Below are 23,958 nucleotides of genomic sequence, written 5' to 3' on the forward strand. Positions count from 1 at the left end.
ACAACAAAGCCAGTGAATCAGGGCCGCGCCATCACTGCAAGGCTGGGTTTTCAACAATATCGGTCGTTGGATGTCATCGCAAAACCGCCGGCTATGCGAAGGGGGGCTGTCCTATTTGGCGCAAGCCTGATCTATTCGAACCATGGAAAGTCGTCTCGATTTCGGCTGTACTGCTGACATTGTCGCTTTGGTGTCGCTTCGAGGTCGCCTGACTGCCGCGTCATGGGCGCGTAGCACGCGCAAATGGCCCGAAATGCCCTAACGGCACTGTGAACTTCGGACGAAAATAAACTGTCGCGTCGATTGCTGCGCTGACCGCCGGATGTTTGCGCTGTCCTACAAGCCGTCATCCAGCCTAAACTCAATCTGCTCCTTGATCTGTTGAGCCCCTCTCGCGCCTCATGGCCGCATCAGGCTGTCGGCTTTTTCTCGAAGCCGTTCAGCGCCTCGACCGGCGCGTTTGCCGCCTCGATCCGCGCGACCTTTGCTGCGGGCGGGCCATCCTGTGCCAGCGTGACGAAGTGATCGACCATGTCCGCCTCGCCCTGCACCAGCGCCTCGACACTGCCATCCATCCGGTTGCGAACCCAACCTGTGAGGCCCAGGCTGCGGGCGGTCTCGACCGTCCAGTTGCGATAGAAGACGCCCTGCACCTGGCCGAGGATCATCAGGTGGCGGGCGATGACCAGCATCAGCGGATCCGCTTGATCCAGGTCTGACCGCCTTCGCGCACTTCGGTGGTGAAATTGGGGATGGCGGCGATCAGATCGGACAGGCGCTTGAAGCCATAATTGCGCACATCGAAGCTGGAGCGGTTGCCGACCCGCTGGCCGACCGGCCCCAGCGCGACGAAACCGCGCTCGTCCCGCTTCGCCTCGTCATAGGCATCAATCAGCAGGCGCACGACTTCCGGGTCCACAGCCGCGCCGGTGCCCGCCGGTGCAGGCGTCGCCGCCGTCGGGGGCGAGGCCGGCGTTGCGGCGGGCTTTGCAGCCGCGCTGCTCTTGGCCGGCGTCTTCTTCTTGGGTGCTGCCGCCGGTTTGGCCACCGGCACCTCGACCGGGCGCAGAGCCGCGACGTCGATGAAGCGGGTGCAGGCGCGGCGGAAGCCTTCGGGCGCATTGGCGTTGCCGAAGCCATAGACCGGAATGCCGTCCTGGCGCAGGCGCGTCACCAAGGGGGTGAAGTCGCTGTCACTCGACATCAGGCCGAAGCCGTCGACGCGCCCGCTGGACAGCAGGTCCATCGCGTCGATCGTCATCTTCATGTCGGTGGCATTCTTGCCCTTGGTCAGGTCGAACTGCTGCTGCGGCTCGATCGCCTGCGCGACGGAGAGCGCCGCCCAGGTCTTGAGCGTCGCCTTGTTCCAATTGCCATAGGCACGGCGGATATTGACAGTGCCCAGCTCCGCCAGCACGGTCATCACCGCATCAAAATGGGCCGCCGACGCATTGTCCGCGTCGATCAGCAGGGCGATATTGCCGCGCCCTTCCTGCCGCATGGGCATGATGCGCCTCCCGTCAGGCTGCGGCGAAAACGCCGGTCTGTTCGTCCAAGATATGAAGCTGGCCATCGGAAATGGCGAAGAAGCTGCCGACCAGCTTCAGTTCGCCGCTTTTTTCCTTGGCCCGCACGCAGGGGAAGCTGCGCAAATTGGTAAGGCTGACCTTCACGCCTTCCTGCTCCATGGCGCGCTCAACCTCACGGTCGCGCTGGTCGCCATAGCGGTCCACCACCACGTCGCGGGCATCATCAAGCAGTTGTATCCAGTTATGGATGAAGCCGCCTTCACCCGGAGGCGCATCCTTGAGGTCATGGCTGAGCGCCGCCTTGCAGCCGCCGCACTTGCCATGGCCCATAACGACGATCTCGCCGACCTTGAGCACCTGAACGGCGAATTCCAGCGCAGCCGACACGCCGTGCCAGCCCGGATTGGTTTCGAACGGCGGCACCAGCGCGGCGACATTGCGGACGACGAAGATTTCGCCGGGGCTGGTGTCGAAGATCTGGGCCGGGTCGACTCGGCTGTCGGAACAGGCGATCACCATCACGCGGGGGCTCTGCCCTTCGTTGAGTTCGTCCCATCGTTCGCGCTGCTGGGACCAGCCGGTGTCACGGAAGCGGCGATAGCCTTCGAGCATGTCTGCAAAGTCGGTCATGATGATTGATGTGCCGCACAAAGAGAGGGCTGGCAAGTATGGTCCTGCATCGCTATCTGGGGCCGATGAACGACATTGCCCCGATCCCCGTCCCCGGTCAGCCCGCCACGACCGAGCGTGCCCGCAAGCCTGACTGGATCCGCGTCAAGGCGCCGACCAGCCCCGCTTATCACGAGACGCGCAAGCTGATGCGGGAAAAGGGTTTGAACACGGTCTGCGAGGAAGCGGCCTGCCCGAATATCGGCGAATGCTGGACCAAGAAGCACGCCACGGTGATGATCCTGGGCGATGTCTGCACCCGCGCCTGCGCCTTCTGCAACGTCAAGACCGGCATGCCGCGCAAGGTCGATGTCAACGAGCCGCAGAACCTGGCCGATGCCGCCGCCGAGATGGGCCTCGAACATATCGTCATCACCTCGGTCGATCGCGACGACCTGCCCGATGGCGGCGCCAGCCAGTTCGTCAAGGTGATCGAAGCGCTGCGCCGCACGACGCCGGGCACCACGATCGAGATCCTGACGCCCGACTTCCGCAACAAGCATGAGCGCGCGGTCGCGATGATCGTCGAGGCGCGCCCGGACGTCTACAACCATAATCTGGAGACGGTGCCCCGTCTTTACCCGACCATCCGGCCTGGTGCGCGCTATTATGCATCGCTGCGCCTGCTGGAGAGCGTCAAGAAGCTCGATCCGTCGATCTTTACCAAGTCGGGCATCATGCTGGGCCTGGGCGAGGAGCGTCTTGAGGTTCATCAGGTGATGGACGACATGCGTTCGGCCGACATCGACTTCCTGACCATGGGCCAGTATCTGCAGCCCACGCCCAAGCATGCCAAGGTGATGGAGTTCGTCACCCCGGCGGCGTTCAATGCCTATGCCGCGATTGCGAGGGCCAAGGGCTTCCTGCAGGTCGCATCGAGCCCGCTGACCAGGTCGAGCTATCATGCCGGCAAGGACTTCGCCGAGATGCGCGCCGCGCGCGAGGCGAAGCTGGCCAAGGCGGCCGCCGCGAAGGCCTGATCGGCGAATGCCCAAGCATAACGAGACCCGCCATCTGCCCTATAGTCCGGAACAGATGTTCGACCTGGTGTCGAACGTCTCGGCCTATCCGCAATTCCTGCCCTGGGTCAGCGCGATCCGTATTCGCTCTGACAGCGAGAGCGAGATGGTCGCGGACATGATCGTCGGCTTCAAGGGGATCAGCGAGAGCTTTACCTCGCGCGTCCACAAGCATCGCCCGGACCATGTCCGGGTCGACTATCTCAACGGCCCGCTTAAGCATCTCCATAATGAATGGCGTTTCCGCGACGACGGGCAGGGCGGCGTGCTGGTGGATTTCGAGGTCGAGTTCGAATTCAAGAACCGGATATTCGAGATGCTCGCCGGCCAGTTTTTCGACAAGGCGCTGCGCAAGATGATCGGCGCGTTCGAGACGCGCGCGGCGGCGCTTTATGGCGCCGGCGAATCGGGCAGCAGCAGTTCGAGCGCGCACAACGCCGCCTGAAGGCGGACGCCACCGCGGCCATTATCCTCGAAATGATGCATGTCGGCCACGACCTTGTCGGGGCTGCCGCCGCGTTCCGCGCGCGCGAAGACGACGGTGCCGACCGGCTTCTGCTCGCTGCCGCCGCCCGGCCCGGCGATACCGGTGATGGCGACCGCGACATGGGCGTGGCTTTTCTTGAGGGCGCCCTGTGCCATCGCCCAGGCGGTGGCGATGGAGACTGCGCCGAACGTGTCCAGCACGTCATGCGAAACTTTTAGAAGTTCCGCCTTCATATCATTGGAATATGTGATGAAACCGGCCTCGAAGACGTCCGACGATCCGGCGATTTCGGTTAGCGCGGCGGAGACCAAGCCGCCAGTGCAGCTTTCTGCGACCGCGACGGTGCGACCGGCGCGGCGGTTGGCGATGATGACCTTTTCGGCAAGGTCGACGAGCTGGGCGGGCAGAATGGTATTGGGCATGGTCGGCTCAGGATAGCGTGGGGAGGGAGAGGGTGGCAACCGCCTGCGCGGCGATGCCCTCGCGCCGGCCGGCAAAGCCAAGCCGCTCGGTGGTGGTGGCTTTCACGCTGATGCGATCCAGCGAAACGTCCAATATCTCGGCGATCCGGGCGCGCATGGCGTCGCGATGCGGTCCGATCTTGGGCGCTTCGCAGATGATGGTGAGGTCGACATGGTCGATCCGGCCGTCCCGTTTCAGGACCAGATCGCGGGCATGGGCGAGAAAGCGATCCGACGAGGCGCCGCGCCATTGCGGATCCGACGGCGGGAAATGGCTGCCGATATCACCATCGGCCAGGGCGCCGAGGATCGCATCGACGACGGCATGGAGCGCGACATCGGCATCGCTGTGGCCGGCGAGGCCCCGATCGTGCGGGACCAGCACGCCGCCCAGCCACAATTCTTCGTTGGGCGCGAGACGATGGACGTCATAGCCCATGCCGACGCGGGTGGTGCGGGCGCCCATGATGCGCGCTTCGGCGCGAGCGAAGTCCTCGGGGTAGGTCAATTTCTCCAGCCTTTCATCGCCTTGCACCAAAATGACGTCATGGCCCCAGGCGCGCAATATCTGGGCATCGTCGGTGGCTTCCCGTTCCTCGTCCCAGTCGCGATGGGCGGCCAGGATGGTCTCGAAGCGGAAGGCCTGCGGCGTCTGCACGCGATGAAGATCGGCGCGATCGACGCCGTCTGCCATGATCTCGCCATTGGCGCGAACCAGCGTATCGGCGACGGGGAGGGTGGGGACGGCGCCTTCGGCATCTTCCAGCGCGGCCAGCAGCCGGTCGATCACACATGCGGGCAGGAAGGGGCGGGCGGCATCGTGGATCAGCACGATGTCTGCGCCACCGGCGGCAGCGATCGCCTCCAGCCCGGCCCGGACCGAACCGCGCCGGCTGTCCGCGCCGGTGACGAAATGGGCGACCCGGTTGCCCAGTATGGCCTGGGCGCGGTCTTCCTCGCCTTCGCCCAGCACAATGTGGATGGCCGACACGCCACCATGCGCCGTCAGGGCGTCATGGGCATGGGCCAGCACGGACTTGCCGCCGATCCGCCGATATTGTTTGGGAATGTCGCCACCGGCCCGGCTTCCCTGCCCGGCGGCGACGATCAGCGCGACGATCCTGCTGTTCGATGTCATGCAGCGGCGCATAGACGCTCTGGCCCATGCTCGCCAACCTCTAAAGCGTAACGCGCGTGCTTGGCGCCCGCCTTGTCGTCGCGGCCATTTTCGGCTAAGGGCTGCCTGTTTTTTAGGCAGTGATAGAAGATGACGCGCAGGCTTTCCCCCATTTTCGTTGGACCGGTGACGGTCGACATGCCGGTCATATTGGCGCCGATGACCGGTGTTACCGACATGCCCTTCCGCACGCTGGTCCGCCGTTTTGGTTCGGGTTTGAACGTTACTGAGATGATCGCCAGCGCGGCGATGATCCGCGAAACGCGCCAGTCGCTGCAGAAGGCCGCCTGGCATCCGCTGGAAGAACCGGTGTCGATGCAGTTGGCCGGCTGTTCGCCGACGGAAATGGCCGAAGCCGCCAAGCTGAACGCTGATCGCGGCGCGGCGATCATCGACATCAACATGGGCTGCCCGGTGAAGAAGGTCGTCAATGGCGATGCGGGCAGCGCGCTGATGCGCGACCTGCCGCTGGCGGCGGCGCTGATCAAGGCGACGGTCGAGGCGGTCGATGTGCCGGTGACGGTCAAGATGCGCATGGGCTGGGATCATTCGAGCCTCAATGCGCCCGAGCTGGCGCATATCGCCGAAGATCTGGGCGCGAAGCTGATCACGGTTCACGGCCGTACCCGCTGCCAGATGTACAAGGGCAGCGCCGACTGGGGCTTCGTGCGCTCGGTCAAGGAGGCGGTCAAGCTGCCGGTGATCGTCAATGGCGACATCTGCTCGATCGAGGACGCGGAAACCGCGCTCGACCAGAGCGGCGCCGACGGCGTGATGATCGGCCGTGGCGCCTATGGCAAGCCGTGGCTGCTGGGCCAGGTGATGCACTGGTTCGCCACCGGCGAGCGTCGTGCTGACCCAAGTCTTGCGGAACAATATGATCTGATTACAGAGCATTATCGCATGATGCTTGACCATTATGACAATATGACTGGCGTCAACATGGCACGCAAGCATATCGGCTGGTACACCAAGGGCCTGACCGGATCGGCGGAGTTCCGTAACACGGTCAATCAGGAGGCCGACGCGCAGCGGGTGCTGGATATGCTGGCCGCCTTCTACGAGCCGCTGATTGCGGCGGATGAACCGGCGGTCGCACTTCAGGCTGCATGACCATGCCATTGCCGTCCCTCCCGCCGCTTCAGATGCAGCAGGATGGACCATCCCTGTCGGAACTGATGACGGCGTTGCCGGTCGCGACCTTGGTGGTGCGGCCGGATAACGGCATCGCCGACGCCAATGTGCGGGCGGAAACCCTGCTCAACATGGCGCGGTCGGCAATCATCGGCAGCGATGTAGCGCGCACGGTGCGGATCGCCGAGGCTGGCGCCCGGTTTGATATTTGGCACAGCAACAAGCCGATTGCCGCCTATGACATCAAGGTCCATGCCGGGCGCACCGCCGAGATGGAGGTCGATCTGATGATTTCCCCCATCGTCGATCATGAGGGCTGGCGGGTCGTGTCGATCCATGCGCAGGGACAGGCCCGCAAGATCGGCCATCGCGGCACGGCGGGCGGCGCGCGATCCGCGGTCGGTGCCGCGGCGATCCTGGCGCACGAGATCAAGAACCCGCTTTCCGGCATTCGCGGCGCGGCTCAGTTGCTGGAGACGAGCAACGGCGGCAGCGATGCCGCGCTGACCCAGTTGATCTGCAACGAGGTGGACCGGATCGCCGCCCTGATCGACCGGATGCAGGATTTCACGACCGACCGCACGCTCGAATGCGGCCCCGGCAACATCTATCCGCTGATCGATCGCGCATCGCATATTGCGGCGGCAGGCTTTGCCAAGAATGTAAAAATTATAAAGCGTTATGATCCATCCCTGCCATTCGCGATCATCAACGACGATGCGCTGGTGCAGGTGATGATCAACCTGCTGAAGAATGCGGCGGAAGCGCTTGAGCATGTCGAGCACCCCTGCATTCGCGTCGAGACGGCGTTCCGGCATGGCATGTCGGTGCTGGTCGGCGATCGCAAGGGCAGCGCCGTGCTGCCGATCGAGATCGTGGTGATCGACAATGGACCGGGCGTGCCGGAGCATATTCTGGACCACCTCTTCAACCCGTTCATCACGGGCAAGCGGGACGGGCAGGGGCTCGGCCTAGCACTGGTCGACAAGTTGGTGAGGGACATGAGCGGTTTCGTGCAATATTCTCGCGATCAGGAAGCCGGGGAGTCGACCTTCCGCATCCTGCTGCCGATGGGCATGGGCTGATGGCCGCGACGGGCACGGTCCTGGTCGTCGATGATGATCCCGCCATCTGCGTGGTGGTAGGGGAAGCTCTGCGGCGCCAGGGGCACAAGGTGAAGATCGCCGGATCGATCCGCGAGCGCACGGCGTTGATGGAGAGTTTTTCTCCGGACATTCTGATCACCGACGTCATGTTGCCGGATGGCGATGGGCTGGATGGCGTGGCGGAGATTATCGAGCGCAAGCCCGACCTGAATGTTATCATTCTTTCTGCACAGAACACCCTGAACACAGCGATCCGGGCGACCGAGAAGGGGGCGTTCGAATATCTGCCAAAGCCGTTCGATCTCAATGAGTTGACGCGCGCTGTTGCGGACGCCTTGGGGCATCAATCGGGCGGGGCGGACGCGAGCGAGCAAGGATTGCCGCATGATGGCCTGCCGCTGGTCGGGCGTTCGCCTGCGATGCAGGAAGTTTATCGCACCATCGCCAGGGTTCTTTCCAATGATCTCAGCATCCTGGTGCTGGGCGAGTCGGGAACGGGCAAGGAACTGGTGGCCGAAGCCATCCATAGCCTGGGCCAGCGACGCACCCGGCCCTTCGTCGCGATCAACATGGCGGCCATTCCGCGCGAACTGATCGAAGCGGAACTGTTCGGCTACGAAAAGGGCGCCTTTACCGGCGCGCAGGCGCGAACCGCCGGCAAGTTCGAGCAGGCGCAGGGCGGAACCCTGTTCCTGGATGAAATCGGCGACATGCCGATGGAAGCGCAGACAAGGCTGCTTCGCGTGCTCCAGTCGGGCGAGGTGACGACGGTCGGCGGATCGAAGCCGGTCCGGGTCGATGTCCGCATCATCGCCGCCACCAACAAGGATCTGCCGCGGCTGATCGAGGAAAATCGGTTCCGTCAGGACCTCTATTATCGGCTCAATGTCGTGCCGGTGCCACTGCCGCCTTTGCGCGAACGGCGCGAGGACGTGATCTTGCTGGCGCGCCATTTCCTGGATCGGGCAGCGCAGGACGGCTTGCCGCGCAAGGCGCTGGCCGAGGATGCCGCGCAGTTGCTGATGGCTTATCATTGGCCCGGCAATGTCCGCGAGTTGCAAAATATCATGCAGCGGCTTGCCGTGCTGAGCCGCGAGAATGTGATCGCGGCCGACATGCTGCGCCACGCGCTGCCGCTGGATGCCGTGCCGGCCGACCATGCCGCGCCCGCAGGGCAGCTTGCGCAGGCCGTGCGGGAATGGACCAAGCGTCAACTGGGCGTAGGGCTGGGACAGGCCAATCCCCAGTTGCATGACAATCTGCTGGCGGTGATCGAGCCGATCCTGTTGCAGGAAACGCTGGCAAGCGTCGATGGCAACCAGATCCGCGCCGCCGGCCTGCTAGGGATCAATCGCAACACGCTGCGCAAGAAGCTGACCGATTATGGCCTCGACCCGCTGCAATTGCGGTTGAGCGACTAGCAAGGGCGAGACGAAGCGCCCAATCGCATCGACCAGCGACATGGTTTTATGTAAAAACTGTGTTTGATCGGGCACGGCATTGTTGTAACGAAGCCACTATGACTGGTGCGGTGACAATCCCCCGACGGGGGCAGGCTTGGGCAAGGCTGATCCGGCCTTACCTGCGCAACGGTCGCCTGGCCGCCGCGATCGAAGCGGTCACGCTGATCCTGTTTCTCGGCACCGCTGGCCTGACCTATCGCCTGTTGTCCGGGCAGGACCAGTCCTACACCCTGCTGACCCCGCCGATCGTGGCGCTGTTGCTGGTCGCCAATCTGGTGCCGGCGATCGCGCTGCTGATGCTGCTGGGGCGTCGTGTGGCCAAGCGCAGGGCCGCGAAATCCGCTATCGGCAGCGATGGTCAGCTCCACGTCCGCCTGGTCGCGATCTTCTCTGTCGTGGCCAGCGTGCCGATGCTGCTGGTCGTGATCTTTGCATCGCTGTTGTTCCAATATGGCGTGCAATTCTGGTTTTCGGACAGTGCGCGCGGCATGCTGCAGAACGCCAGCGATCTGGCGCGTGGCTATTATGAGCAGAATTTGCGCGAGGTTCGCGACGAGACGCTGACCATGGCGAGCGATCTGCGCGACTATCTGGGCCAGTCGAGCGTTTCGAGCCCGCGCTTTGCCGAGGGCTATATTTATCAGGTGGTGACGCGAAAGCTGAACCGGTCGGCGATCATCGAGATTGGCAAGGACGGCGTGGCGCGGACCGCTGCGACGGTCGATCCCGAGAGCCGGCCAGCGTCTGAAATGCTGTCCGCCGATGTCGTGAAGCGCCTTGCGTCCGGCGAGGATGTGGTGGTGGCCGCCAAGCCGAACCAGATCGAAGCGGTGACGCTGCTTTACCCCAATTCCAAAATCTACCTCTATGCCACGCGCAATGCGGGCAGTTCGTCCTTCTCCAATGTGGAGCGGGCGCAGAAGGTGTTGGGTGATTATGATCTGTTCGCGGCGCAATCCCGCGCGTTGCAATTACGGTTCAACCTCCTGTTGTTCGTGGGATCGCTGTTGCTGGTCGGCATCGCCGTCTACATCGCGCTGGCGGTGGCGGACTGGATGGTGCGGCCGGTCAACGAACTGGTGACAGCGGCCCGCAAGATCACGGCGGGCGACCTGTCCGCGCGCGTGACCAGCCCGGCCAGCCGGGATGAAATCGGCACGCTCGCCTCGGCCTTCAACCGCATGACGCAGCGGTTGGAAGCGCAGACCGGCGCGCTGGTCGCGGCCAACAGTCAGCTTGATGAGCGGCGCGCCTTTATCGAGGCGATCCTGTCGGGCGTGAGCGCGGGCGTGCTGTCGGTGGACCGCGGCGGCGTGATCCAGTTGCTGAACAGTTCGGCCGCCGCGATCCTGGTGCGTGAAGGCGACGATCCGGTCGGACGGCCGCTGGCCGAGATTTCGGCTGAGCTGGCCGAACTGGTTGCGTCGCAGGAGGATGCCGGCATCGTCCAGGTGCGCGCGCAAGGCGACCTGCGGACCCTGGCGGTCAAGGTGTCCGAGGATGTGTCCGGCCATATTCTGACCTTCGACGATATCACCCAGCAATTGTCGGATCAGCGCCGTGCGGCCTGGTCGGATGTGGCGCGCCGTATCGCCCATGAGATCAAGAACCCGCTGACGCCGATCCAGCTCGCGGCCGAACGCCTGCAGCGCCGTTATGGCGAAGAAGTCACGAGCGACAAGCCGACCTTCGCCCGGCTGACCGGGACGATCGTGCGGCAGGTGGGCGATTTGCGCCGCATCGTCGACGAATTTTCCTCCTTTGCCCGCATGCCCAAGCCGGTGTTTCGGCGCGAGGCGCTGGGCGACATCGCCCGGCACGCGCTGTTCCTGCACGAAGTGGCCCATCCCGATATTCGCTTCGCCTTCGACGCGGATGCCGGGGACATGGAGATGGTGTGCGATCGCCGGCAGCTTGGCCAGGCGCTGACCAATATCGTCAAGAATGCGGTCGAGGCGATCGAGCCGAAGCCGGCGCCCGAGGATGGCGGCGTGCGCGGCCATGTGCGCATGCGCCTGCATGAGGCTGATGGCGCACTGGTAATCGAAGTGCGTGACGACGGCATCGGCCTGCCGCCCGAGCGTGAACGCATCCTGGAGCCCTATATGACCACCCGGTCGAAGGGGACGGGTTTGGGCTTGGCCATCGTCAAGAAGATTGTCGAAGAACATATGGGCGAAATCCGCTTCGATGACGCGGAAGGCGGGGGCGCGCGGGTGACGCTGCGCTTCCCTGTCGCGGCCCTGGAGAAACTGGAAGAGGGGCAGGTGGTTGCCTTGCCCAAAGGAAAAGTGACGGCCAATGGCGCTTGATATTCTGATAGTCGACGACGAAGAGGACATTCGCGATCTGGTTGCGGGTGTGCTGGAAGATGAGGGTTTTACCACCCGCACCGCCGCCAATAGCGACAGCGCGATTGAGGCGCTGGACAGCCGGCGCCCCTCGCTGGTGCTGCTCGATGTCTGGCTGCAGGGCTCGAAGCTCGACGGGCTGGAACTGCTGGACGAGATCAAGCGGCGTGACGCGACCGTCCCGGTGCTGATGATTTCCGGCCATGGCAATATCGACACGGCGGTGGCGGCGATCCGCAAGGGTGCTGCCGATTTCATCGAGAAGCCGTTCGAGGCGGACCGGCTGCTCCATCTGGTGGCGCGCGCCACCGAGACCGAGCGGCTGCGGCGCGAGAACCAGACGCTGCGCGCGCGCTTTGGCCAGGATGATGAGCTGACCGGCACGTCGGCATCGATCAACGGCGTGCGGGCGACGATCAAGAAGGTTGCAGGCACCGGCAGCCGGGTGCTGATTTCCGGCCCGGCCGGCGTCGGCAAGGAAGTCGCCGCCCGCATGCTGCACAGCTGGAGCGGTCGCGCCGACGCGCCGTTCATCATCGTCGCCGCGGCGCGGATGGATCCGGACCGGGTCGAGGAGGAACTGTTCGGCGTCGAGGATCCCAGTGGGCTGGTGCGTCCGGGCTATCTGGAACAGGCGCATGGCGGCACGCTCTATCTGGACGAGATCGCCGACATGCCGGTCACCACCCAAGGCAAGATATTGCGGGTGCTGACCGACCAGAGCTTCACCCGCGTCGGCGGGCAGCGGCAGGTGAAGGTCGACGTGCGCGTCATTTCCTCGACCGCGCGCAACCTGACGGCGGAAATCGAGGAGCGGCGCTTCCGCGAGGATCTCTTCTATCGGCTCAATGTCGTGCCCTTGCAGATCCCGTCGCTGTCCGAGCGGCGCGACGATATTCCGCCGCTGGTCGAGCATTATCTGGCGCGCTTCGCCGCCGATCGCCGGGTCAATCCGCCCGAGATCGCCAGCGATGCCATGGCGGCGCTGCAGGCCAATGAATGGCCGGGCAATGTCCGTCAGTTGCGCAACGTGATCGAGCGGACGATGATCCTGGCGCCGGGGGACCGGATCGGCCGGATCGAACTGGACATGTTGCCGGCCGAACTGACGAGCGGTGGCGGCGGCGATGGGATCGGCCAGTCGGCGATCATGGGCGCGCCGCTGCGCGAGGCCCGCGAAAGTTTCGAGCGGGAATATCTGCGCATCCAGATCCGCCGCTTTTCCGGCAATATCTCGCGCACCGCGACCTTCATCGGCATGGAGCGGTCTGCGCTGCACCGCAAACTGAAATTGCTGGGCATTACCGACGGAAAGGACGGCTGACGCTAGGGAAATTCCCGATGGCGATGTCAGGCATGGACGCCCCTTCGCAATTGCGGTAGGATTGCCTCGCCCTCGACAAGCGGGGGCAGGCAAGACACCTCCGCCCAGAGGTGCGAGAGCGGGTAACGTCCCGCCAATAAAGGACTGGCAAAAACCATGGCCGACAAAGTGAACAACCTTCAGGATATTTTCCTCAACAGCCTGCGCAAATCGAAGACCCCGGTGACCATGTTCCTGGTCAAGGGCGTGAAGCTGCAGGGCATCATCACCTGGTTCGACAATTTTTCCGTGCTGCTGCGCCGGGATGGTCAGTCGCAGCTGGTCTACAAGCATGCCATTTCGACGGTCATGCCGGCCCAGACGATGGACCTGACCGATCTGCGCAAGGCCAGCGACGGCAATGGCAAGCCGCGCCTGCTGCAGGAAATCTTCCTGAGCGCCGTGCGCAAGTCGGGCAGCCCGGTAACCATGTTCCTGGTCAACGGCGTGATGCTCCAGGGTGAAATCGCCGCCTTCGACCTGTTCTGCATGCTGCTCGAACGCGACGGCATGGTGCAGCTGGTCTACAAGCACGCCATTTCGACCGTGCAACCGCTCCATTCGCTCGACCTGTCGGGCGAGAACGAGCAGGACGACTGATCGTCCACGCCGCATCCGGTCTTCCCGCCGATCCGCGAGGGTAGACCGGAGCGCGGCCAGATGCTCTAAGCTGACATGGCCATATTCAATCGCGACTCCGAGGACGAAGTGGCGCGCGGTGCGCGTGCCGTCGTCGTGCATGCCGAAACCCATGGCGGCGACCGCCGCGACAGCGACGCCCGGCTGGAGGAGGCCCGTGGCCTGGCGCTTGCGATCGGCATCGATGTGCGCGCCGCCCAGAGCTTCCGCGTCCGCGACCGCAAGCCCGCCACCCTGTTCGGCAGCGGCCAGGTCGACCAGATCGCCACGCTGGTGAACCAGGAAGAAGCCGAACTGGTCATCGTCGACAATGCGCTGACCCCGGTGCAGCAGAGCAATCTGGAAAAGGGGACCGGCGCCAAGGTGATCGACCGGACCGGACTGATCCTGGAGATTTTCGGCGAGCGCGCGGCCACCAATGAAGGGCGGCTGCAGGTCGAACTCGCCCATCTCGACTATCAGGCCGGCCGCCTGGTGCGCAGCTGGACCCATCTTGAGCGCCAGCGCGGCGGCTTCGGCTTCCTGGGCGGTCCGGGCGAAACCCAGATCGAGGCGGACAGGCGCATGATCCGCGACCGCATGGCCAAGATCCGGCGCGAACTGGATCAGGTCACCAAGACGCGCGGCCTGCATCGCGCCCGGCGCCAACGTGCGCCCTGGCCGGTGATCGCGCTGGTGGGCTATACCAATGCCGGCAAGTCGACCCTGTTCAACCGCTTGACCGGCGCCGAGGTGATGGCCGAGGATCTGCTGTTCGCCACGCTCGACCCGACGATGCGGCAGATCGTGCTACCGGGTCTTGACAAGGCGATCCTGTCCGACACGGTCGGCTTCGTGTCCGACCTTCCGACCCAATTGATTGCGGCTTTCCGCGCGACGCTGGAGGAAGTGCTGTCAGCCGACATCATCGTTCATGTGCGCGACATCGCCCATCCCGATACCGAGGCGCAGCGCGACGACGTGCTGGATGTGCTGAGCGAACTGGGGGTGGCCGGCGAAGGCGCCTTGGAGCGTGGCGATGGCGAGGCTGATCCGCCGCCGATCATCGAGGCGTGGAACAAGCTGGACCTGCTCGACACAGAGAGTGCCGCGCAGGCGCGCGAGATTGCGACGCGGCATGATGATGTCGTCATCATCTCGGCCTTGACCGGCGAGGGTGTCGAGGGGCTGCAGCGGGCGATCAGCAGCCGGCTGACCCGTGGCGCACGGGTTCACAGCCTGCGTCTGCCGATCGCCGATGGGGCTGCCCTCGCCTGGCTGCACGAGCATGGCGAGGTGCTGGCAACGCGGCCGAGCGAGGCGGAGATGCAGGTGGATGTCCGCCTGTCTGACTCCGGCCTCGCCCGCTTCCTCAAGCGCGACCGTTAGAGCAAATTCCGATCCGACTGCGTCAGATCGGTTGCTCTAAGTTTTTGGTTTAACGCGTTTTCCGAGTCATCAGGTGATTCCACCTGATTAGAAAACGCTCTAATCGGGCAGTCGCGCCACGAAATCCTGTACGACGCGGGCCGAATTGGCCGAGGCGAGCGCCATGAAGACGCTCATCTGGTTCTGCTCGGCGTCGCCACCCGCGAGATCCGAGAGGCTGCGGAAGGCGAGGAACGGAACGCGGTTGGCATAAGCCACCTGCGCGACGGCAGCGCTTTCCATGTCCAGCACCTGCGCCTGGAACGTCGCGAACAGATATTGGCGATAGGTGGCATTGTCCATGAAGGTCGGGCCGCTGATGCCGCGTCCGCCGACATGCAGGCTGGGCTGGTGCGGCAGGCATTTTGCAGCGGCCGCATCGGCGCAGCGGGCCAGGCTTTCCGAGGATGACAGGGCGCGGGCGATGGCGAGCAGGGCAGGATCGGCCGGGAAGGCACGGTGCCAGCTCTTGGCTTCGGCCTCATTACCGACCTCGACATCGCGGGGGAAGATCATGCCATAATTGGGCAGATCGTTCCCCGGCGTACGGAAGATCGGCGCATAGCCGCCCGGCGCCTCGCGCGCGATCGTGCTTTCCATGAACTGGCCCCAGTCGGCCGCGACCACGACATCGCCGATATGCAGCGACGGATCGATGCCGCCGGCAATGCCGGAAAAGAGGATGCGCTTCACCGCAAAGCGATCGACCAGCCATTGGGTGGTCATGGCGGCATTGACCATGCTGACGCCGCTTTCGACCAGCAGTACCGGCTTGCCAACCATCTGGCCGAGCGTCACGGGCACGCCGTTGACGCGCACCGTGCGCGGCTGCTCGATCCGGCCGACGAGTGCGGCATGTTCAGGCGGGAAGGCGGTCATGATCGCGGTGCGGGGCCGCTCATCGAGCTTCTGGGCGAGGGCGGGGGTGGCGGTCAGCAGGCCGACAAGGGCGAGAAGCAATTTCATGCGGCGGCAACCCAGGCAAAGCGGATGACGATCAATATGGCGAGGAGAAATAGCAGCCAGTCGGCGCGGCGCATTTGACCACGCAACAACTTCAGGATCGCATGGGCGACAATGCCGAAGGCGATGCCGTTGGCGATCGAGAATGTGAGGGGGATGAGCGCGAGAGTGAGGAAGGCGGGAACAGCCTCGAACGGTTCTTCCCAACTGACCTCGACCAGCGGCGCCATCATCAGGCTGCCGACCAGGATCAGCGCAGGCGCCGTCGCATAGAGCGGCACCAGGCCGGCATAGGGTGCGGCGAAGATGGTGACCAGGAAGAGCAGGCCGGTGACGATGGCGGTGAGGCCCGTGCGCCCGCCCGCCGCAACGCCGGCTGCGCTTTCGACATAGGAGGTGACGGTGCTGGTGCCCGCCGTCGCGCCGACCATGGTCGCGGCCGCGTCGGCGATCAGGATGCGGTTGAGATTGTGGACGCTGCCGTCCGGGCGAGCGAGGCCGGCGCGTTTTGTCACCGCCATCAGCGTGCCGAGATTGTCGAATAGGTCGACGAACAGGAAGACGAAGATAATCTCCAGCACGCCGATGCCATGGCTGCCGGCGAAGACCGCACCAAGATCGAGATGGAAGGCGGTGCTGCCCAGCGCCGAGACATCATAGGGCGTCGGCGTGAAATGCAGCGCGCCAACCAGCCAGCCGAGCAGGGTGGTGGCAACGATGCCGATCAGGATCGCGCCGCGCACCTGGCGGATCGAGAGGCCGGCGATCAGCGTCAGGCCGAACAGGGTGAGCAGAACCGGGGCCGAGCGGAGGTCGCCAAGCGCGACCGAGGTGGCGCTGTTGGAGACGACGATGCCGGCATTCCGCAGGCCGATGAAGGCGATGAAAAGGCCGATGCCACCGGCAACCGCCGCCAGTAGGTGGGGCGGGATGGCGGCCAGGATCATCTGGCGGATGCCCGCTAAGGTCAGCGCCAGGAAAGCGACGCCCGAGAGGAAAACGCAGCCCAGCGCGACAGGCCAGGGAATGCCCAGGCCCAGCACCACCGAATAGGTGAAATAGGCATTAAGGCCCATGCCCGGCGCCAGCGCGAGCGGCACATTCGCGACCATCCCCATCAGGATGCTGGCGAAGGCGGCGGCGAAACAGGTCGCGGCGGCCACGCCGACCAGCGGCATGCCGGCCTCACCCAGGATCGCCGGGTTGACCAGCACGATATAGGCCATGGTGAGGAAGGTGGTGATGCCGGCGACGATTTCCGTGCGCACATTGCTGCCGCGCGCGGCTATCTGGAAACGGCTGTCGAGCCAGGACGACAGGGGAGCCGTCATTGCGCGCAACCGGCCAGGAAAAGGGAAGGGGCCATGGCCGGCCCGGACAGCGAAGTTGACACCAGATACCCCCTATGCGCGATGGTCGCGATTGCGCGCCCTATGCCGGTGCGCACGCGCCGCGTCAAAGGTAACGATGCATCACAAATGTGTCGACGGGACCCAGCGCCGGATGGACAAAGGCGCCGGGCACGCGGCCGACAATGGCAAAGCCCATTGCCTGCCACAGCGCGACTGCGCGGCTGTTGGAGGAAACCACGAAATTATATTGCATCGCGCTGAAACCGAGATCGCGGGCCAGATCGAAGGAGGCCGCACACATTCGCCGGGCAACGCCGCGTCCGGTTGCGTGAGCAGCGGTCACATAGCCGGCATTGGCGACATGACTGCCGCCGCCCGGCTGATTGGCGCGGACGTAGAAGATGCCGAGCAGATTGCCATCCTCCTCGACGACGCGGACGGTGCGGTCCGGGGACAGCCACAGGGCAAGGGCATCTTCGCGGCCGATCGCGCGATCGACCGCCAGGGTTTCGCCAGCGCGCAGCACTGGTTTCAGGATATCCCAGATCGCATCATGATCCGCCGGCGTGACCGGCCTGATTATTCCGCCTGCTTCGCCTGTTGCCATAGCGCTTCCTTCTCGTCGAGCGACAGGCCCACGAACGCGTCGCCGGCGATTGCCTCCATCTGACGGAAACGACGATCGAACTTGGCATTTCCGCCACGCAGCGCGACTTCGGGGTCAATCTTGAGATGGCGTGCGAGGTTCACGACGGCAAAGAGCAGGTCGCCGACCTCTTCCTCCCGATGGGCATGGCTGGTCGCGCTGGCGACCTCGTCCAGTTCCTCATGGATCTTCGCGATCGCGCCCTGGGCGTCGGGCCAGTCGAAGCCGGTGCGGGCGGCCCGCTTCTGCAGCTTTTCGGCGCGCAGCAGCGCCGGAAGCGCCTGTGCCACGCCGGCCATGGCGCTCGGGTCGGGGATCTTGTCGGCGCGTTCGGCCGCCTTGATGCTTTCCCATTGGGCATGGCCATCCTCGCGCCGGGCGCCTTCGCCAAAGACATGAGGATGACGCCGGATCATCTTGGCCGCAATGCTGTCGATCACGTCCTGCAAGCGGAAATGGCCGGCCTGTTCGGCGATGCGGCTGTGGAAGACGACCTGCAGCAGCAGATCGCCCAGTTCATCGCGCAGGTCGGCCATGTCATTGCGCTCGATCGCATCGGCCACTTCATAGGCTTCCTCGATCGTGTAGGGGGCGATGCTGGCGAAATCCTGCTCTATGTCCCAGGGGCAGCCGGTGTCCGGATCGCGCAACCGCGCCATGACATCGGCGATCGGCATGATATCGGCGGGACTGGCTTTGGACATGGGAACCTTCGCATTGGCTGCTGATGGGCCTGCGGATAGGCGTTTGCCGGATACAAGGCCACCCCCGATGTCGAACGGAGCGCCGATAGGCGGAGATGGTGCCCATGGCGATGCGCGTTGGAGCCTGTGGGAGGATTATTCCGCTGCGACGGCATCCTCGTCCTTGACCGGATTGTTCGTCCGGACCTGCACGACCCGACCCCGGTCGAGATGAACGATGACGTCGGCAAGTGTGACAAGCGATGCCGTATGGGCTATGGCCAATATAGTGATATGGCCCCGCAAACCGGCAATCGCGGTTTCGATCTTGGTCTGTGCGTCCATGTCGAGCGCGCTGGTCGCCTCGTCCAGGATCAGCAGCCTGGGATGGCGCAGCAGCGCGCGCGCGAGGGCGATGCGCTGCCTTTCCCCGCCGGACAGACGGCTGCCACGATCGCCGACCACGGTATCGAGCCCCTGGGGCAGGGCACCGACGAACTGCCGGGCATTGGCGGCGTCGAGGGCGTTCCACAACTCCTCATCGCTCGCATCCGCCTTGCCGATGCGCAAATTGGTTGCGATGCTGTCATGCAACAGGAAGACATCCTGGGGCATATAGGCGATCTGGGAGCGCCATTGCCGATCATCCTGGGGAAGGTTGACACCGTCGACCAGAATTTGGCCCTCGCTGGGATCGAGCAGCCCCATCAGCATGTCCGCTATGGTGCTCTTGCCTGCACCCGAAGGCCCGACCAGGGCAATGATCTTGCCGGCGGGCAATTCCAGATCGAGGTTCGCGATCGTCGGCGTGTCCGCGCCGTGATGGGTGATGGATACGCGATCGAAGCGGACATGCCGGGTCAGGAGCGGTACTTGAACGCGCTCCGGCCCGGCGGTGCGGTTCTGCTCCGCCGTGAAGATGCGCAGCAGCCTGGCGACATTCTCATAGCCTGGCAGGCAGAGGAGCAGTTGCTGGAGCGTGCTTTGCAGGGCGTTGAAGCGCGGCGCGAGGCGCATGAACAACAGCAGCATCGTCATCAGCTGCGGCAGGGGCAGCGCGATGACGGCATAGGCCACATAGACGAACAGGGCTGCGGCCGCACCGCTTGCCAACTGGAACAGAGCGGTACTGTTGGATGTCAGCCGGGCGAACTCGACAGTGCCGACGCGCAGCGTTTCCAGCAACCGATCCAAGCGTTGAAGATAATAGGGTTCGCTGTTGAAAGCCTTGGCGATCTTCATGCCGGTGATGAATTCGAACGCGACATATTGCCGTTCCTGCAGGGAATTCGACATGGATTGCGCATGGCGGGCGATCTTCCGGCGCACCGGGTACAGGCCGAACAGGGTCGCTGCGCCAACGGTCATGGCGAACAAGGTCATCTGCCAGGATATCAGCGTGGACAGCAGGCCATAGAGCGTCAGCCAGATGATATTCTGGCCAAATGACATGAGGCTGAAGACTGCGACCTGGATGCGATCGACATCGTTGCTGAGCGCATGGTTGAGATCCGACCCGCGCATGTTCGCGACCAGCGACCAGCGACCATAGCCGATGGCCGTGAACAGGCGCATGCGGATGTCGTCTACCGCCTGCTGCATCGTGCGGGTCATGAGGAGGAGGCGGCGGCGCGACACCAAGGCCTGAAACACCATGAGGCACAGCATTGCCGTCAGCAACCAGCCGAGCGATATGCTGCCAATCCAGGGCAGTTGAATGCTGCTCTGGGCCGCACCGTGGTTGGTGCCGATCAGTTTCAGCAACGGGATCATCGCCAGCAGGGAGCAGCTTTCCAGAATGCTGCCGATCAGGATCAGCAACAGGATGACGGACGCCTGTCGGCCATATCCCCCGAGGGAAAAGCGCGCGAAATCGCTGATCTGACGGAACTGGCTCACCTATGGTCCTCGCAGTCGGCGCGGACGAGTTCGACCGTCTCTTCCAGTCGATTGAGGGCATGCGGGACGTGCAGCGTTGCCACCTGGACGCAACGGGCCAGGGCAGCGCAGCCCTGCATGTGACGGGCCTCGTCGGCGGGCGAGAGCGCTGCCTTCCCGAAACGGGTTATGTAGGAGTAGCGCAGGATCGCCGACAGGGCCTGGGTTCCGGCAAGTCGGGTGAGGCCGGGCTGATCCCCCACGCGGTCGAGAACATAGAGGCGTTCGGGTTGAAGCTGATCATGGCGGAAATCGCCCATCAAGCGATGCTGGCGTTTGGAAAAGCCGGGATAGACCAATGGCAATGGCTGCGCTTCGGCCAGTTGCATGGCGTCTGCGGCCTCTTCCGCGAGCTTGAGCTGGCCATAGGCCGGCAGGATTTCGAGCGTGCCGTCCGGGTTGGCGCGGATCGCCAAGAGGTCGTCCGTCAGCAGACGATGGCCCGCCCGGAGGAAGGCTGCGGCGGTGGTGGATTTGCCCGCCAGTTTGTCGCCAACGAAGATGACGCCATGCCCGTCCAAGTCGATCGCGCTGGCGTGGAGCGTGATGTAGCCGCGCATGTGCAACGCCAGCGCCATGATCGGCCCCAGCAGAGGAAAGGGGAGGTAGGTCACCGGCGTATCGGGATAGGGCTGAATCTCGATGAGGTCGGGGCCGTGGAACTGGAAGGCCGCAACGTCGGGCCATGCCAGGAAATGCGTCCCGTCCGTGCGGAACTGCGTGATCACGCCCTCCTCGCGCGACGGCAAGGGCAGGTCGCGGCTGTAGATGATGCGGATGTCGGGCACGGATCCCGCCGGGGCGGTCGTCAGTTCCGGCAGCGGAACATCCGATTCGATCGTCAGCCCAAAGGCACGATAAAGGGACGAGGCCTTGCTGGCGGGGGCAAGGGCGGGCTGAGGCGTTGGGCCCATCTTCATGTCATCCTCCTGCATGTACGATGTGAAATTTGGCTCTCGGAGCAGCGGGCCGGGATCGTCTTGCAAGCCAGCGGCCCAGGCTTGCGATCCGGTAGGCAGCGAATAAGGGGGCGGCATCATTGGCCATGGACTGGTCGAACTGCGTGATGGCCGTGCGGGCCACATCGATGTCGACAAATGGCGCCAGCATGTCAGCCTGCGCATCCAGCATCGTCAGCAAGGATGCCCGGTGACGCGCCATGCCTGTTCCCAACTGGCCGGCAAAATTGAACTTGTCGCGCCGCAGTCGGACCTGCTCTGGCAACAGGCCTGCCATGGCGTTCCGCAGGGATGCGCGCGGATAGCCATTGTCGAGCTTGGCGTGGGCCGGGAGCGATACGCAAAATTCGACAAGACGGCGATCATAGAATGGGAAGCACAGGCGCACCCCGGCTGCAGCGGCCGAACGATCGAGCACTTCAAACGCATAGGGTTGTTGTGGCGATGTCAGGGTCGACAGGTGGCGCTGCTGCTCGGTCTGATAGGCCGAGCGGCTGGGCATTGTCGCTGCGCGGCGCAAACCTATGTCCGTACGACGGACTAGGTCTGGTGCGACGAGCGCGGTCGTGAAATTCGGTGAGGTGCGGGGCGGATGTGCATGGTGGACGATGCGCCGCCAATTCTGCCGGAATCGCCGTATCGTCGCGATATGATCGAAATGGGGGGACGCTGCCTGCCAGGTCGAACAGCGGAGAATATGGGCCAAGCCATGTGCTTCGCGCAACAAGGTGGCCCAGCGCCGTTCCATCGCCAGTTCGTTCAGCCGCCCAAACCCGTGGGAAACGACTTCATCGCCGCCATGTCCGTCCAGAAGGCGGGGAAGCCCCAGTTGCCGGGCCCTGTGATAGAGGCGTCGTGAACTGCCCAGATTGTAGGCGAGGCAGGGGCCGTCCTGTTCGGTCAGGATCATGTCCAGTTCCTGCAGCGGATCCTGATGCTCAGTGGGCAGGAAATGAGGGGTAAAACGCCCTGCTTGCAGAATGGCTTCTATGTGCGGGCCATCCGTCCAGTTGGGACTTGTGTCGAACGTCATGGACAGGCTTGGCACGGGCGGTTCCGCCGCCTCCGCCCGCAAGCGCGATGCCATCATGGCGATGGACGAGGAGTCCAGCCCTCCGCTGAGCAGCACGCCGGCTTGTTCGCTGATCCGACAAGAGACCGCCTGTTCGAACAAATGCCGAAACTGCTCGGCCGTTTCCTCATCCTTGGGCGGCTGCGATGCCGCCAGATGCCAGTAACGGCTGATGGTGAGTTCGTCGCGCGTGACCTGAATGACGTGCCCTGGCGGCAGACGCCGGATTTCGCGATATAGCGTCGTCTGGGCATCGCCGACTATGCCGGCGACAAAATCTGCTGCACCAACTTCGTCGATGGCGGATGAAATCTCCGAACCGAGCAGCGCGCCAATCGTTGTCGCCGCCATGAACAGCCTGGGCGAAGCATGATAGTAGAACGGGCGGACGCCGAAATGATCACGGGCGCCAAATAATGTCTGTGTCGCTTCGTCCCAGAGCACAAAGGCGAAGTCGCCCAGCAACATGGAGGCGCAGTCTGCGCCATAGCGCTCGTACAGCGCGGCGATCAGGCTGGCTTCAGGGAGAGCGGGGCGGGGGGGGAGGCCGAGCCGTGCCTCGATTTCCGCGCGATTGTCGAGCCGGACATCGGCGGCGACAATGAGGCCCGGACGCCGCTTCTCATGGTCCAACGCCTCCATGCCAGCCCCGGCAAGAATCGTCGGGCCGCTATCGATCGCGCAACGAACCCCGCGTGATACCAGGGCGGCGATGCCTTCGCCGGGCCAATGTCGTGCCGGCCGGCCATCGCGGTGGAACAGGCCGGCAAAAGCATTCATTGCCGGACCAGTCCGTCCAGGTCCGCCAGGACGTTGAAGCCGGCCAAGTCCTGTCGTCTGCCGCCAATAATGGGCCTTGCGCGATGGTCGAGCAGCCAGGCATGGGCCTGGAAGCTGCCATCTTCGGAGCGGCGTACACCGATCCTGATCCAGCTTTCATGTCCCATCCAGGCGAGCAACGTCCGTGTGGCCACGGCCTGGGTCAGGCACGTGGCGCCCGGTACAAGTCGTGAGACGATGCTGACAGCGCGGGCGACCTGGCGCACCCAGAGCGGATTGCGCTCGCCAGTGGACTGCGGCAACCATTCGCACAGGCGCGCATAGCTGGTGAGGCTGAGAGCAAGGCGGACAGCCAATACCACAGGCAGTGCGACCGGCAGCAGCAGTGCCAGAAGCAGCCCTGCCAGAGTGCGATCAGGACGCCGGCGCATGCTGGACGCTGATCAATGTGAACTGCGACAGGTTGCTTAACAGGCTCTCCAGATCCTTGCGACACTGTTCTGGTCGGACGTCGAAGCGTTGCTCGATATTATCCTGCAACGCGCCGACACTGGTGGGGGTCGCGATCGTTTCCCAGACATGGACGCCGACGCGATTGAGCGCGAAATAGCGGCTGGAGGTCAGGTCCAGTAGAACTCTCTCATTGTCTAGGTCGCAAAACACGATGTTGGGATCTGCTGCCACGATTGTCGCGGATGGCCAGGCGATCGTCATCTTTCTTCCCCGCTTCCAAGGGCCTTGCAGGAGAATGGACGCCCCC

At 64.0% G+C, this 23,958-nt stretch carries 24 protein-coding genes; 10 read left to right on the plus strand and 14 right to left on the minus strand.

The window, feature by feature from the left end:
• Positions 1 to 212 (plus strand): hypothetical protein (locus ACUCV3_RS24530; protein WP_482241279.1); only part of this gene is annotated, 212 nt, incomplete at its 5' end.
• Positions 213 to 410: 198 nt separating this feature from the next.
• On the opposite strand, the gene ACUCV3_RS24535 is transcribed toward ACUCV3_RS24530, so the two are convergent.
• The 3 genes from ACUCV3_RS24535 to ACUCV3_RS24545 are packed head-to-tail and all read right to left on the minus strand — an operon-like array spanning position 411 to position 2,159.
• Positions 411 to 692: an acylphosphatase gene (locus tag ACUCV3_RS24535; protein WP_048936500.1), complete on the minus strand. Its 282-nt coding sequence runs from the start codon at positions 690 to 692 to the stop codon at positions 411 to 413.
• On the minus strand, positions 692 to 1,507 hold the full coding sequence (locus ACUCV3_RS24540) for an NYN domain-containing protein (RefSeq protein WP_048936499.1): 816 nt from the start codon (positions 1,505 to 1,507) through the stop codon (positions 692 to 694). Before ACUCV3_RS24540 ends, ACUCV3_RS24535 begins: the two co-directional genes overlap by 1 nt.
• Before the next feature lie 13 nt (positions 1,508 to 1,520).
• The gene (locus tag ACUCV3_RS24545) at positions 1,521 to 2,159 is read right to left on the minus strand and encodes a carbonic anhydrase (RefSeq protein WP_048936498.1); all 639 of its coding nucleotides are present in this window, start codon (positions 2,157 to 2,159) and stop codon (positions 1,521 to 1,523) included.
• A gap of 38 nt (positions 2,160 to 2,197) precedes the next feature.
• Between ACUCV3_RS24545 and lipA the strand changes: the two genes are divergently transcribed.
• Together lipA and ACUCV3_RS24555 are read left to right on the plus strand one after the other, a co-directional pair.
• Complete coding sequence (gene lipA, locus ACUCV3_RS24550) at positions 2,198 to 3,178, plus strand: lipoyl synthase (RefSeq protein ID WP_048936497.1); 981 nt, start codon at positions 2,198 to 2,200, stop codon at positions 3,176 to 3,178.
• Positions 3,179 to 3,185: 7 nt separating this feature from the next.
• On the plus strand, positions 3,186 to 3,662 hold the full coding sequence (locus ACUCV3_RS24555) for a type II toxin-antitoxin system RatA family toxin (RefSeq protein ID WP_279731692.1): 477 nt from the start codon (positions 3,186 to 3,188) through the stop codon (positions 3,660 to 3,662).
• Here ACUCV3_RS24555 and ACUCV3_RS24560 read toward each other — a convergent pair.
• Positions 3,608 to 4,126, minus strand: a complete 519-nt coding sequence (locus ACUCV3_RS24560) for a CinA family protein (RefSeq protein WP_004212578.1) — start codon at positions 4,124 to 4,126, stop codon at positions 3,608 to 3,610. The two genes, ACUCV3_RS24555 and ACUCV3_RS24560, sit on opposite strands and share 55 nt — an antisense overlap.
• 7 nt (positions 4,127 to 4,133) lie before the next feature.
• A complete protein-coding gene (locus tag ACUCV3_RS24565; protein WP_482241280.1) occupies positions 4,134 to 5,315 on the minus strand; it encodes a bifunctional 2-C-methyl-D-erythritol 4-phosphate cytidylyltransferase/2-C-methyl-D-erythritol 2,4-cyclodiphosphate synthase in 1,182 nt (393 codons plus the stop codon).
• 117 nt (positions 5,316 to 5,432) lie between these two features.
• Here ACUCV3_RS24565 and dusB point away from each other — a divergent pair, with 117 nt between their 5' ends.
• The 7 genes from dusB to hflX all read left to right on the plus strand — a co-directional run bounded on the left by dusB (position 5,433) and on the right by hflX (position 14,766).
• Positions 5,433 to 6,455, plus strand: coding sequence for a tRNA dihydrouridine synthase DusB (dusB, locus tag ACUCV3_RS24570; RefSeq protein ID WP_279731688.1), 1,023 nt, complete (start codon positions 5,433 to 5,435; stop codon positions 6,453 to 6,455).
• Positions 6,452 to 7,561, plus strand: a complete 1,110-nt coding sequence (locus tag ACUCV3_RS24575; RefSeq protein WP_017502117.1) for a two-component system sensor histidine kinase NtrB — start codon at positions 6,452 to 6,454, stop codon at positions 7,559 to 7,561. The genes dusB and ACUCV3_RS24575 overlap by 4 nt, the downstream gene beginning before the upstream one ends.
• Positions 7,561 to 9,003 (plus strand): nitrogen regulation protein NR(I), encoded by a 1,443-nt coding sequence (gene ntrC, locus ACUCV3_RS24580; RefSeq protein ID WP_279731687.1) that lies wholly within the window; start codon positions 7,561 to 7,563, stop codon positions 9,001 to 9,003. Before ACUCV3_RS24575 ends, ntrC begins: the two co-directional genes overlap by 1 nt.
• Before the next feature lie 98 nt (positions 9,004 to 9,101).
• Positions 9,102 to 11,357: a sensor histidine kinase gene (locus ACUCV3_RS24585; RefSeq protein ID WP_481135153.1), complete on the plus strand. Its 2,256-nt coding sequence runs from the start codon at positions 9,102 to 9,104 to the stop codon at positions 11,355 to 11,357.
• Positions 11,347 to 12,720, plus strand: a complete 1,374-nt coding sequence (ntrX, locus tag ACUCV3_RS24590; RefSeq protein WP_004212586.1) for a nitrogen assimilation response regulator NtrX — start codon at positions 11,347 to 11,349, stop codon at positions 12,718 to 12,720. Before ACUCV3_RS24585 ends, ntrX begins: the two co-directional genes overlap by 11 nt.
• Before the next feature lie 156 nt (positions 12,721 to 12,876).
• Positions 12,877 to 13,359 (plus strand): RNA chaperone Hfq, encoded by a 483-nt coding sequence (gene hfq / locus ACUCV3_RS24595; protein WP_004212587.1) that lies wholly within the window; start codon positions 12,877 to 12,879, stop codon positions 13,357 to 13,359.
• Between the two features lie 75 nt (positions 13,360 to 13,434).
• Positions 13,435 to 14,766 (plus strand): GTPase HflX, encoded by a 1,332-nt coding sequence (hflX, locus tag ACUCV3_RS24600; protein WP_279729520.1) that lies wholly within the window; start codon positions 13,435 to 13,437, stop codon positions 14,764 to 14,766.
• A gap of 99 nt (positions 14,767 to 14,865) precedes the next feature.
• Here hflX and ACUCV3_RS24605 read toward each other — a convergent pair whose 3' ends face one another.
• From ACUCV3_RS24605 to ACUCV3_RS24645, 9 genes are all read right to left on the minus strand, one after another.
• Positions 14,866 to 15,771 carry a 5'-methylthioadenosine/S-adenosylhomocysteine nucleosidase gene (locus tag ACUCV3_RS24605; RefSeq protein WP_482241281.1) on the minus strand — a complete coding sequence of 302 codons (906 nt, stop codon included), beginning with the start codon at positions 15,769 to 15,771 and terminating at the stop codon, positions 14,866 to 14,868.
• Complete coding sequence (locus ACUCV3_RS24610; protein ID WP_482241282.1) at positions 15,768 to 17,099, minus strand: NCS2 family permease; 1,332 nt, start codon at positions 17,097 to 17,099, stop codon at positions 15,768 to 15,770. The genes ACUCV3_RS24605 and ACUCV3_RS24610 overlap by 4 nt, the downstream gene beginning before the upstream one ends.
• 124 nt (positions 17,100 to 17,223) lie before the next feature.
• Entirely contained in the window at positions 17,224 to 17,727 is a 504-nt protein-coding gene (locus ACUCV3_RS24615) for a GNAT family N-acetyltransferase (protein ID WP_279729523.1), read from the minus strand.
• Positions 17,700 to 18,470 carry a nucleoside triphosphate pyrophosphohydrolase gene (gene mazG, locus ACUCV3_RS24620; protein WP_004212593.1) on the minus strand — a complete coding sequence of 257 codons (771 nt, stop codon included), beginning with the start codon at positions 18,468 to 18,470 and terminating at the stop codon, positions 17,700 to 17,702. Before mazG ends, ACUCV3_RS24615 begins: the two co-directional genes overlap by 28 nt.
• Before the next feature lie 135 nt (positions 18,471 to 18,605).
• Positions 18,606 to 20,348, minus strand: coding sequence for an ABC transporter ATP-binding protein (locus ACUCV3_RS24625; protein WP_048936487.1), 1,743 nt, complete (start codon positions 20,346 to 20,348; stop codon positions 18,606 to 18,608).
• A complete protein-coding gene (locus ACUCV3_RS24630) occupies positions 20,345 to 21,307 on the minus strand; it encodes a phosphoenolpyruvate carboxykinase (ATP) (protein ID WP_107917686.1) in 963 nt (320 codons plus the stop codon). The genes ACUCV3_RS24625 and ACUCV3_RS24630 overlap by 4 nt, the downstream gene beginning before the upstream one ends.
• A gap of 1 nt (position 21,308) precedes the next feature.
• Positions 21,309 to 23,198 carry an asparagine synthase-related protein gene (locus tag ACUCV3_RS24635; protein ID WP_048936486.1) on the minus strand — a complete coding sequence of 630 codons (1,890 nt, stop codon included), beginning with the start codon at positions 23,196 to 23,198 and terminating at the stop codon, positions 21,309 to 21,311.
• Positions 23,195 to 23,629 carry a lasso peptide biosynthesis B2 protein gene (locus ACUCV3_RS24640; protein ID WP_125996803.1) on the minus strand — a complete coding sequence of 145 codons (435 nt, stop codon included), beginning with the start codon at positions 23,627 to 23,629 and terminating at the stop codon, positions 23,195 to 23,197. The genes ACUCV3_RS24635 and ACUCV3_RS24640 overlap by 4 nt, the downstream gene beginning before the upstream one ends.
• Positions 23,613 to 23,912 (minus strand): PqqD family protein, encoded by a 300-nt coding sequence (locus ACUCV3_RS24645; protein WP_004212598.1) that lies wholly within the window; start codon positions 23,910 to 23,912, stop codon positions 23,613 to 23,615. Before ACUCV3_RS24645 ends, ACUCV3_RS24640 begins: the two co-directional genes overlap by 17 nt.
• Between the last annotated feature and the right edge of the window lie 46 nt (positions 23,913 to 23,958).

It is taken from the genome of Sphingobium sp. VMM (assembly GCF_056790315.1).

Excerpts from the sequence above, each read along its gene's own strand:
- mazG (WP_004212593.1), bottom strand. The coding sequence starts at position 18,470 with ATGTCCAAAGCCAGTCCCGCCGATATCATGCCGATCGCCGATGTCATG.
- ACUCV3_RS24615 (WP_279729523.1), bottom strand. The coding sequence starts at position 17,727 with ATGGCAACAGGCGAAGCAGGCGGAATAATCAGGCCGGTCACGCCGGCG.
- ACUCV3_RS24560 (WP_004212578.1), bottom strand. The coding sequence starts at position 4,126 with ATGCCCAATACCATTCTGCCCGCCCAGCTCGTCGACCTTGCCGAAAAG.
- lipA (WP_048936497.1), top strand. The coding sequence starts at position 2,198 with ATGGTCCTGCATCGCTATCTGGGGCCGATGAACGACATTGCCCCGATC.
- dusB (WP_279731688.1), top strand. The coding sequence starts at position 5,433 with ATGACGCGCAGGCTTTCCCCCATTTTCGTTGGACCGGTGACGGTCGAC.
- ACUCV3_RS24535 (WP_048936500.1), bottom strand. The coding sequence starts at position 692 with ATGCTGGTCATCGCCCGCCACCTGATGATCCTCGGCCAGGTGCAGGGC.
- ACUCV3_RS24585 (WP_481135153.1), top strand. The coding sequence starts at position 9,102 with ATGACTGGTGCGGTGACAATCCCCCGACGGGGGCAGGCTTGGGCAAGG.
- ACUCV3_RS24575 (WP_017502117.1), top strand. The coding sequence starts at position 6,452 with ATGACCATGCCATTGCCGTCCCTCCCGCCGCTTCAGATGCAGCAGGAT.
- ACUCV3_RS24635 (WP_048936486.1), bottom strand. The coding sequence starts at position 23,198 with ATGAATGCTTTTGCCGGCCTGTTCCACCGCGATGGCCGGCCGGCACGA.
- hfq (WP_004212587.1), top strand. The coding sequence starts at position 12,877 with ATGGCCGACAAAGTGAACAACCTTCAGGATATTTTCCTCAACAGCCTG.
- ACUCV3_RS24565 (WP_482241280.1), bottom strand. The coding sequence starts at position 5,315 with ATGCGCCGCTGCATGACATCGAACAGCAGGATCGTCGCGCTGATCGTC.
- ACUCV3_RS24540 (WP_048936499.1), bottom strand. The coding sequence starts at position 1,507 with ATGCCCATGCGGCAGGAAGGGCGCGGCAATATCGCCCTGCTGATCGAC.
- ACUCV3_RS24610 (WP_482241282.1), bottom strand. The coding sequence starts at position 17,099 with ATGACGGCTCCCCTGTCGTCCTGGCTCGACAGCCGTTTCCAGATAGCC.
- ACUCV3_RS24545 (WP_048936498.1), bottom strand. The coding sequence starts at position 2,159 with ATGACCGACTTTGCAGACATGCTCGAAGGCTATCGCCGCTTCCGTGAC.
- ACUCV3_RS24640 (WP_125996803.1), bottom strand. The coding sequence starts at position 23,629 with ATGCGCCGGCGTCCTGATCGCACTCTGGCAGGGCTGCTTCTGGCACTG.
- hflX (WP_279729520.1), top strand. The coding sequence starts at position 13,435 with ATGGCCATATTCAATCGCGACTCCGAGGACGAAGTGGCGCGCGGTGCG.
- ntrC (WP_279731687.1), top strand. The coding sequence starts at position 7,561 with ATGGCCGCGACGGGCACGGTCCTGGTCGTCGATGATGATCCCGCCATC.
- ACUCV3_RS24555 (WP_279731692.1), top strand. The coding sequence starts at position 3,186 with ATGCCCAAGCATAACGAGACCCGCCATCTGCCCTATAGTCCGGAACAG.
- ACUCV3_RS24605 (WP_482241281.1), bottom strand. The coding sequence starts at position 15,771 with ATGAAATTGCTTCTCGCCCTTGTCGGCCTGCTGACCGCCACCCCCGCC.
- ACUCV3_RS24630 (WP_107917686.1), bottom strand. The coding sequence starts at position 21,307 with ATGAAGATGGGCCCAACGCCTCAGCCCGCCCTTGCCCCCGCCAGCAAG.
- ntrX (WP_004212586.1), top strand. The coding sequence starts at position 11,347 with ATGGCGCTTGATATTCTGATAGTCGACGACGAAGAGGACATTCGCGAT.
- ACUCV3_RS24645 (WP_004212598.1), bottom strand. The coding sequence starts at position 23,912 with ATGACGATCGCCTGGCCATCCGCGACAATCGTGGCAGCAGATCCCAAC.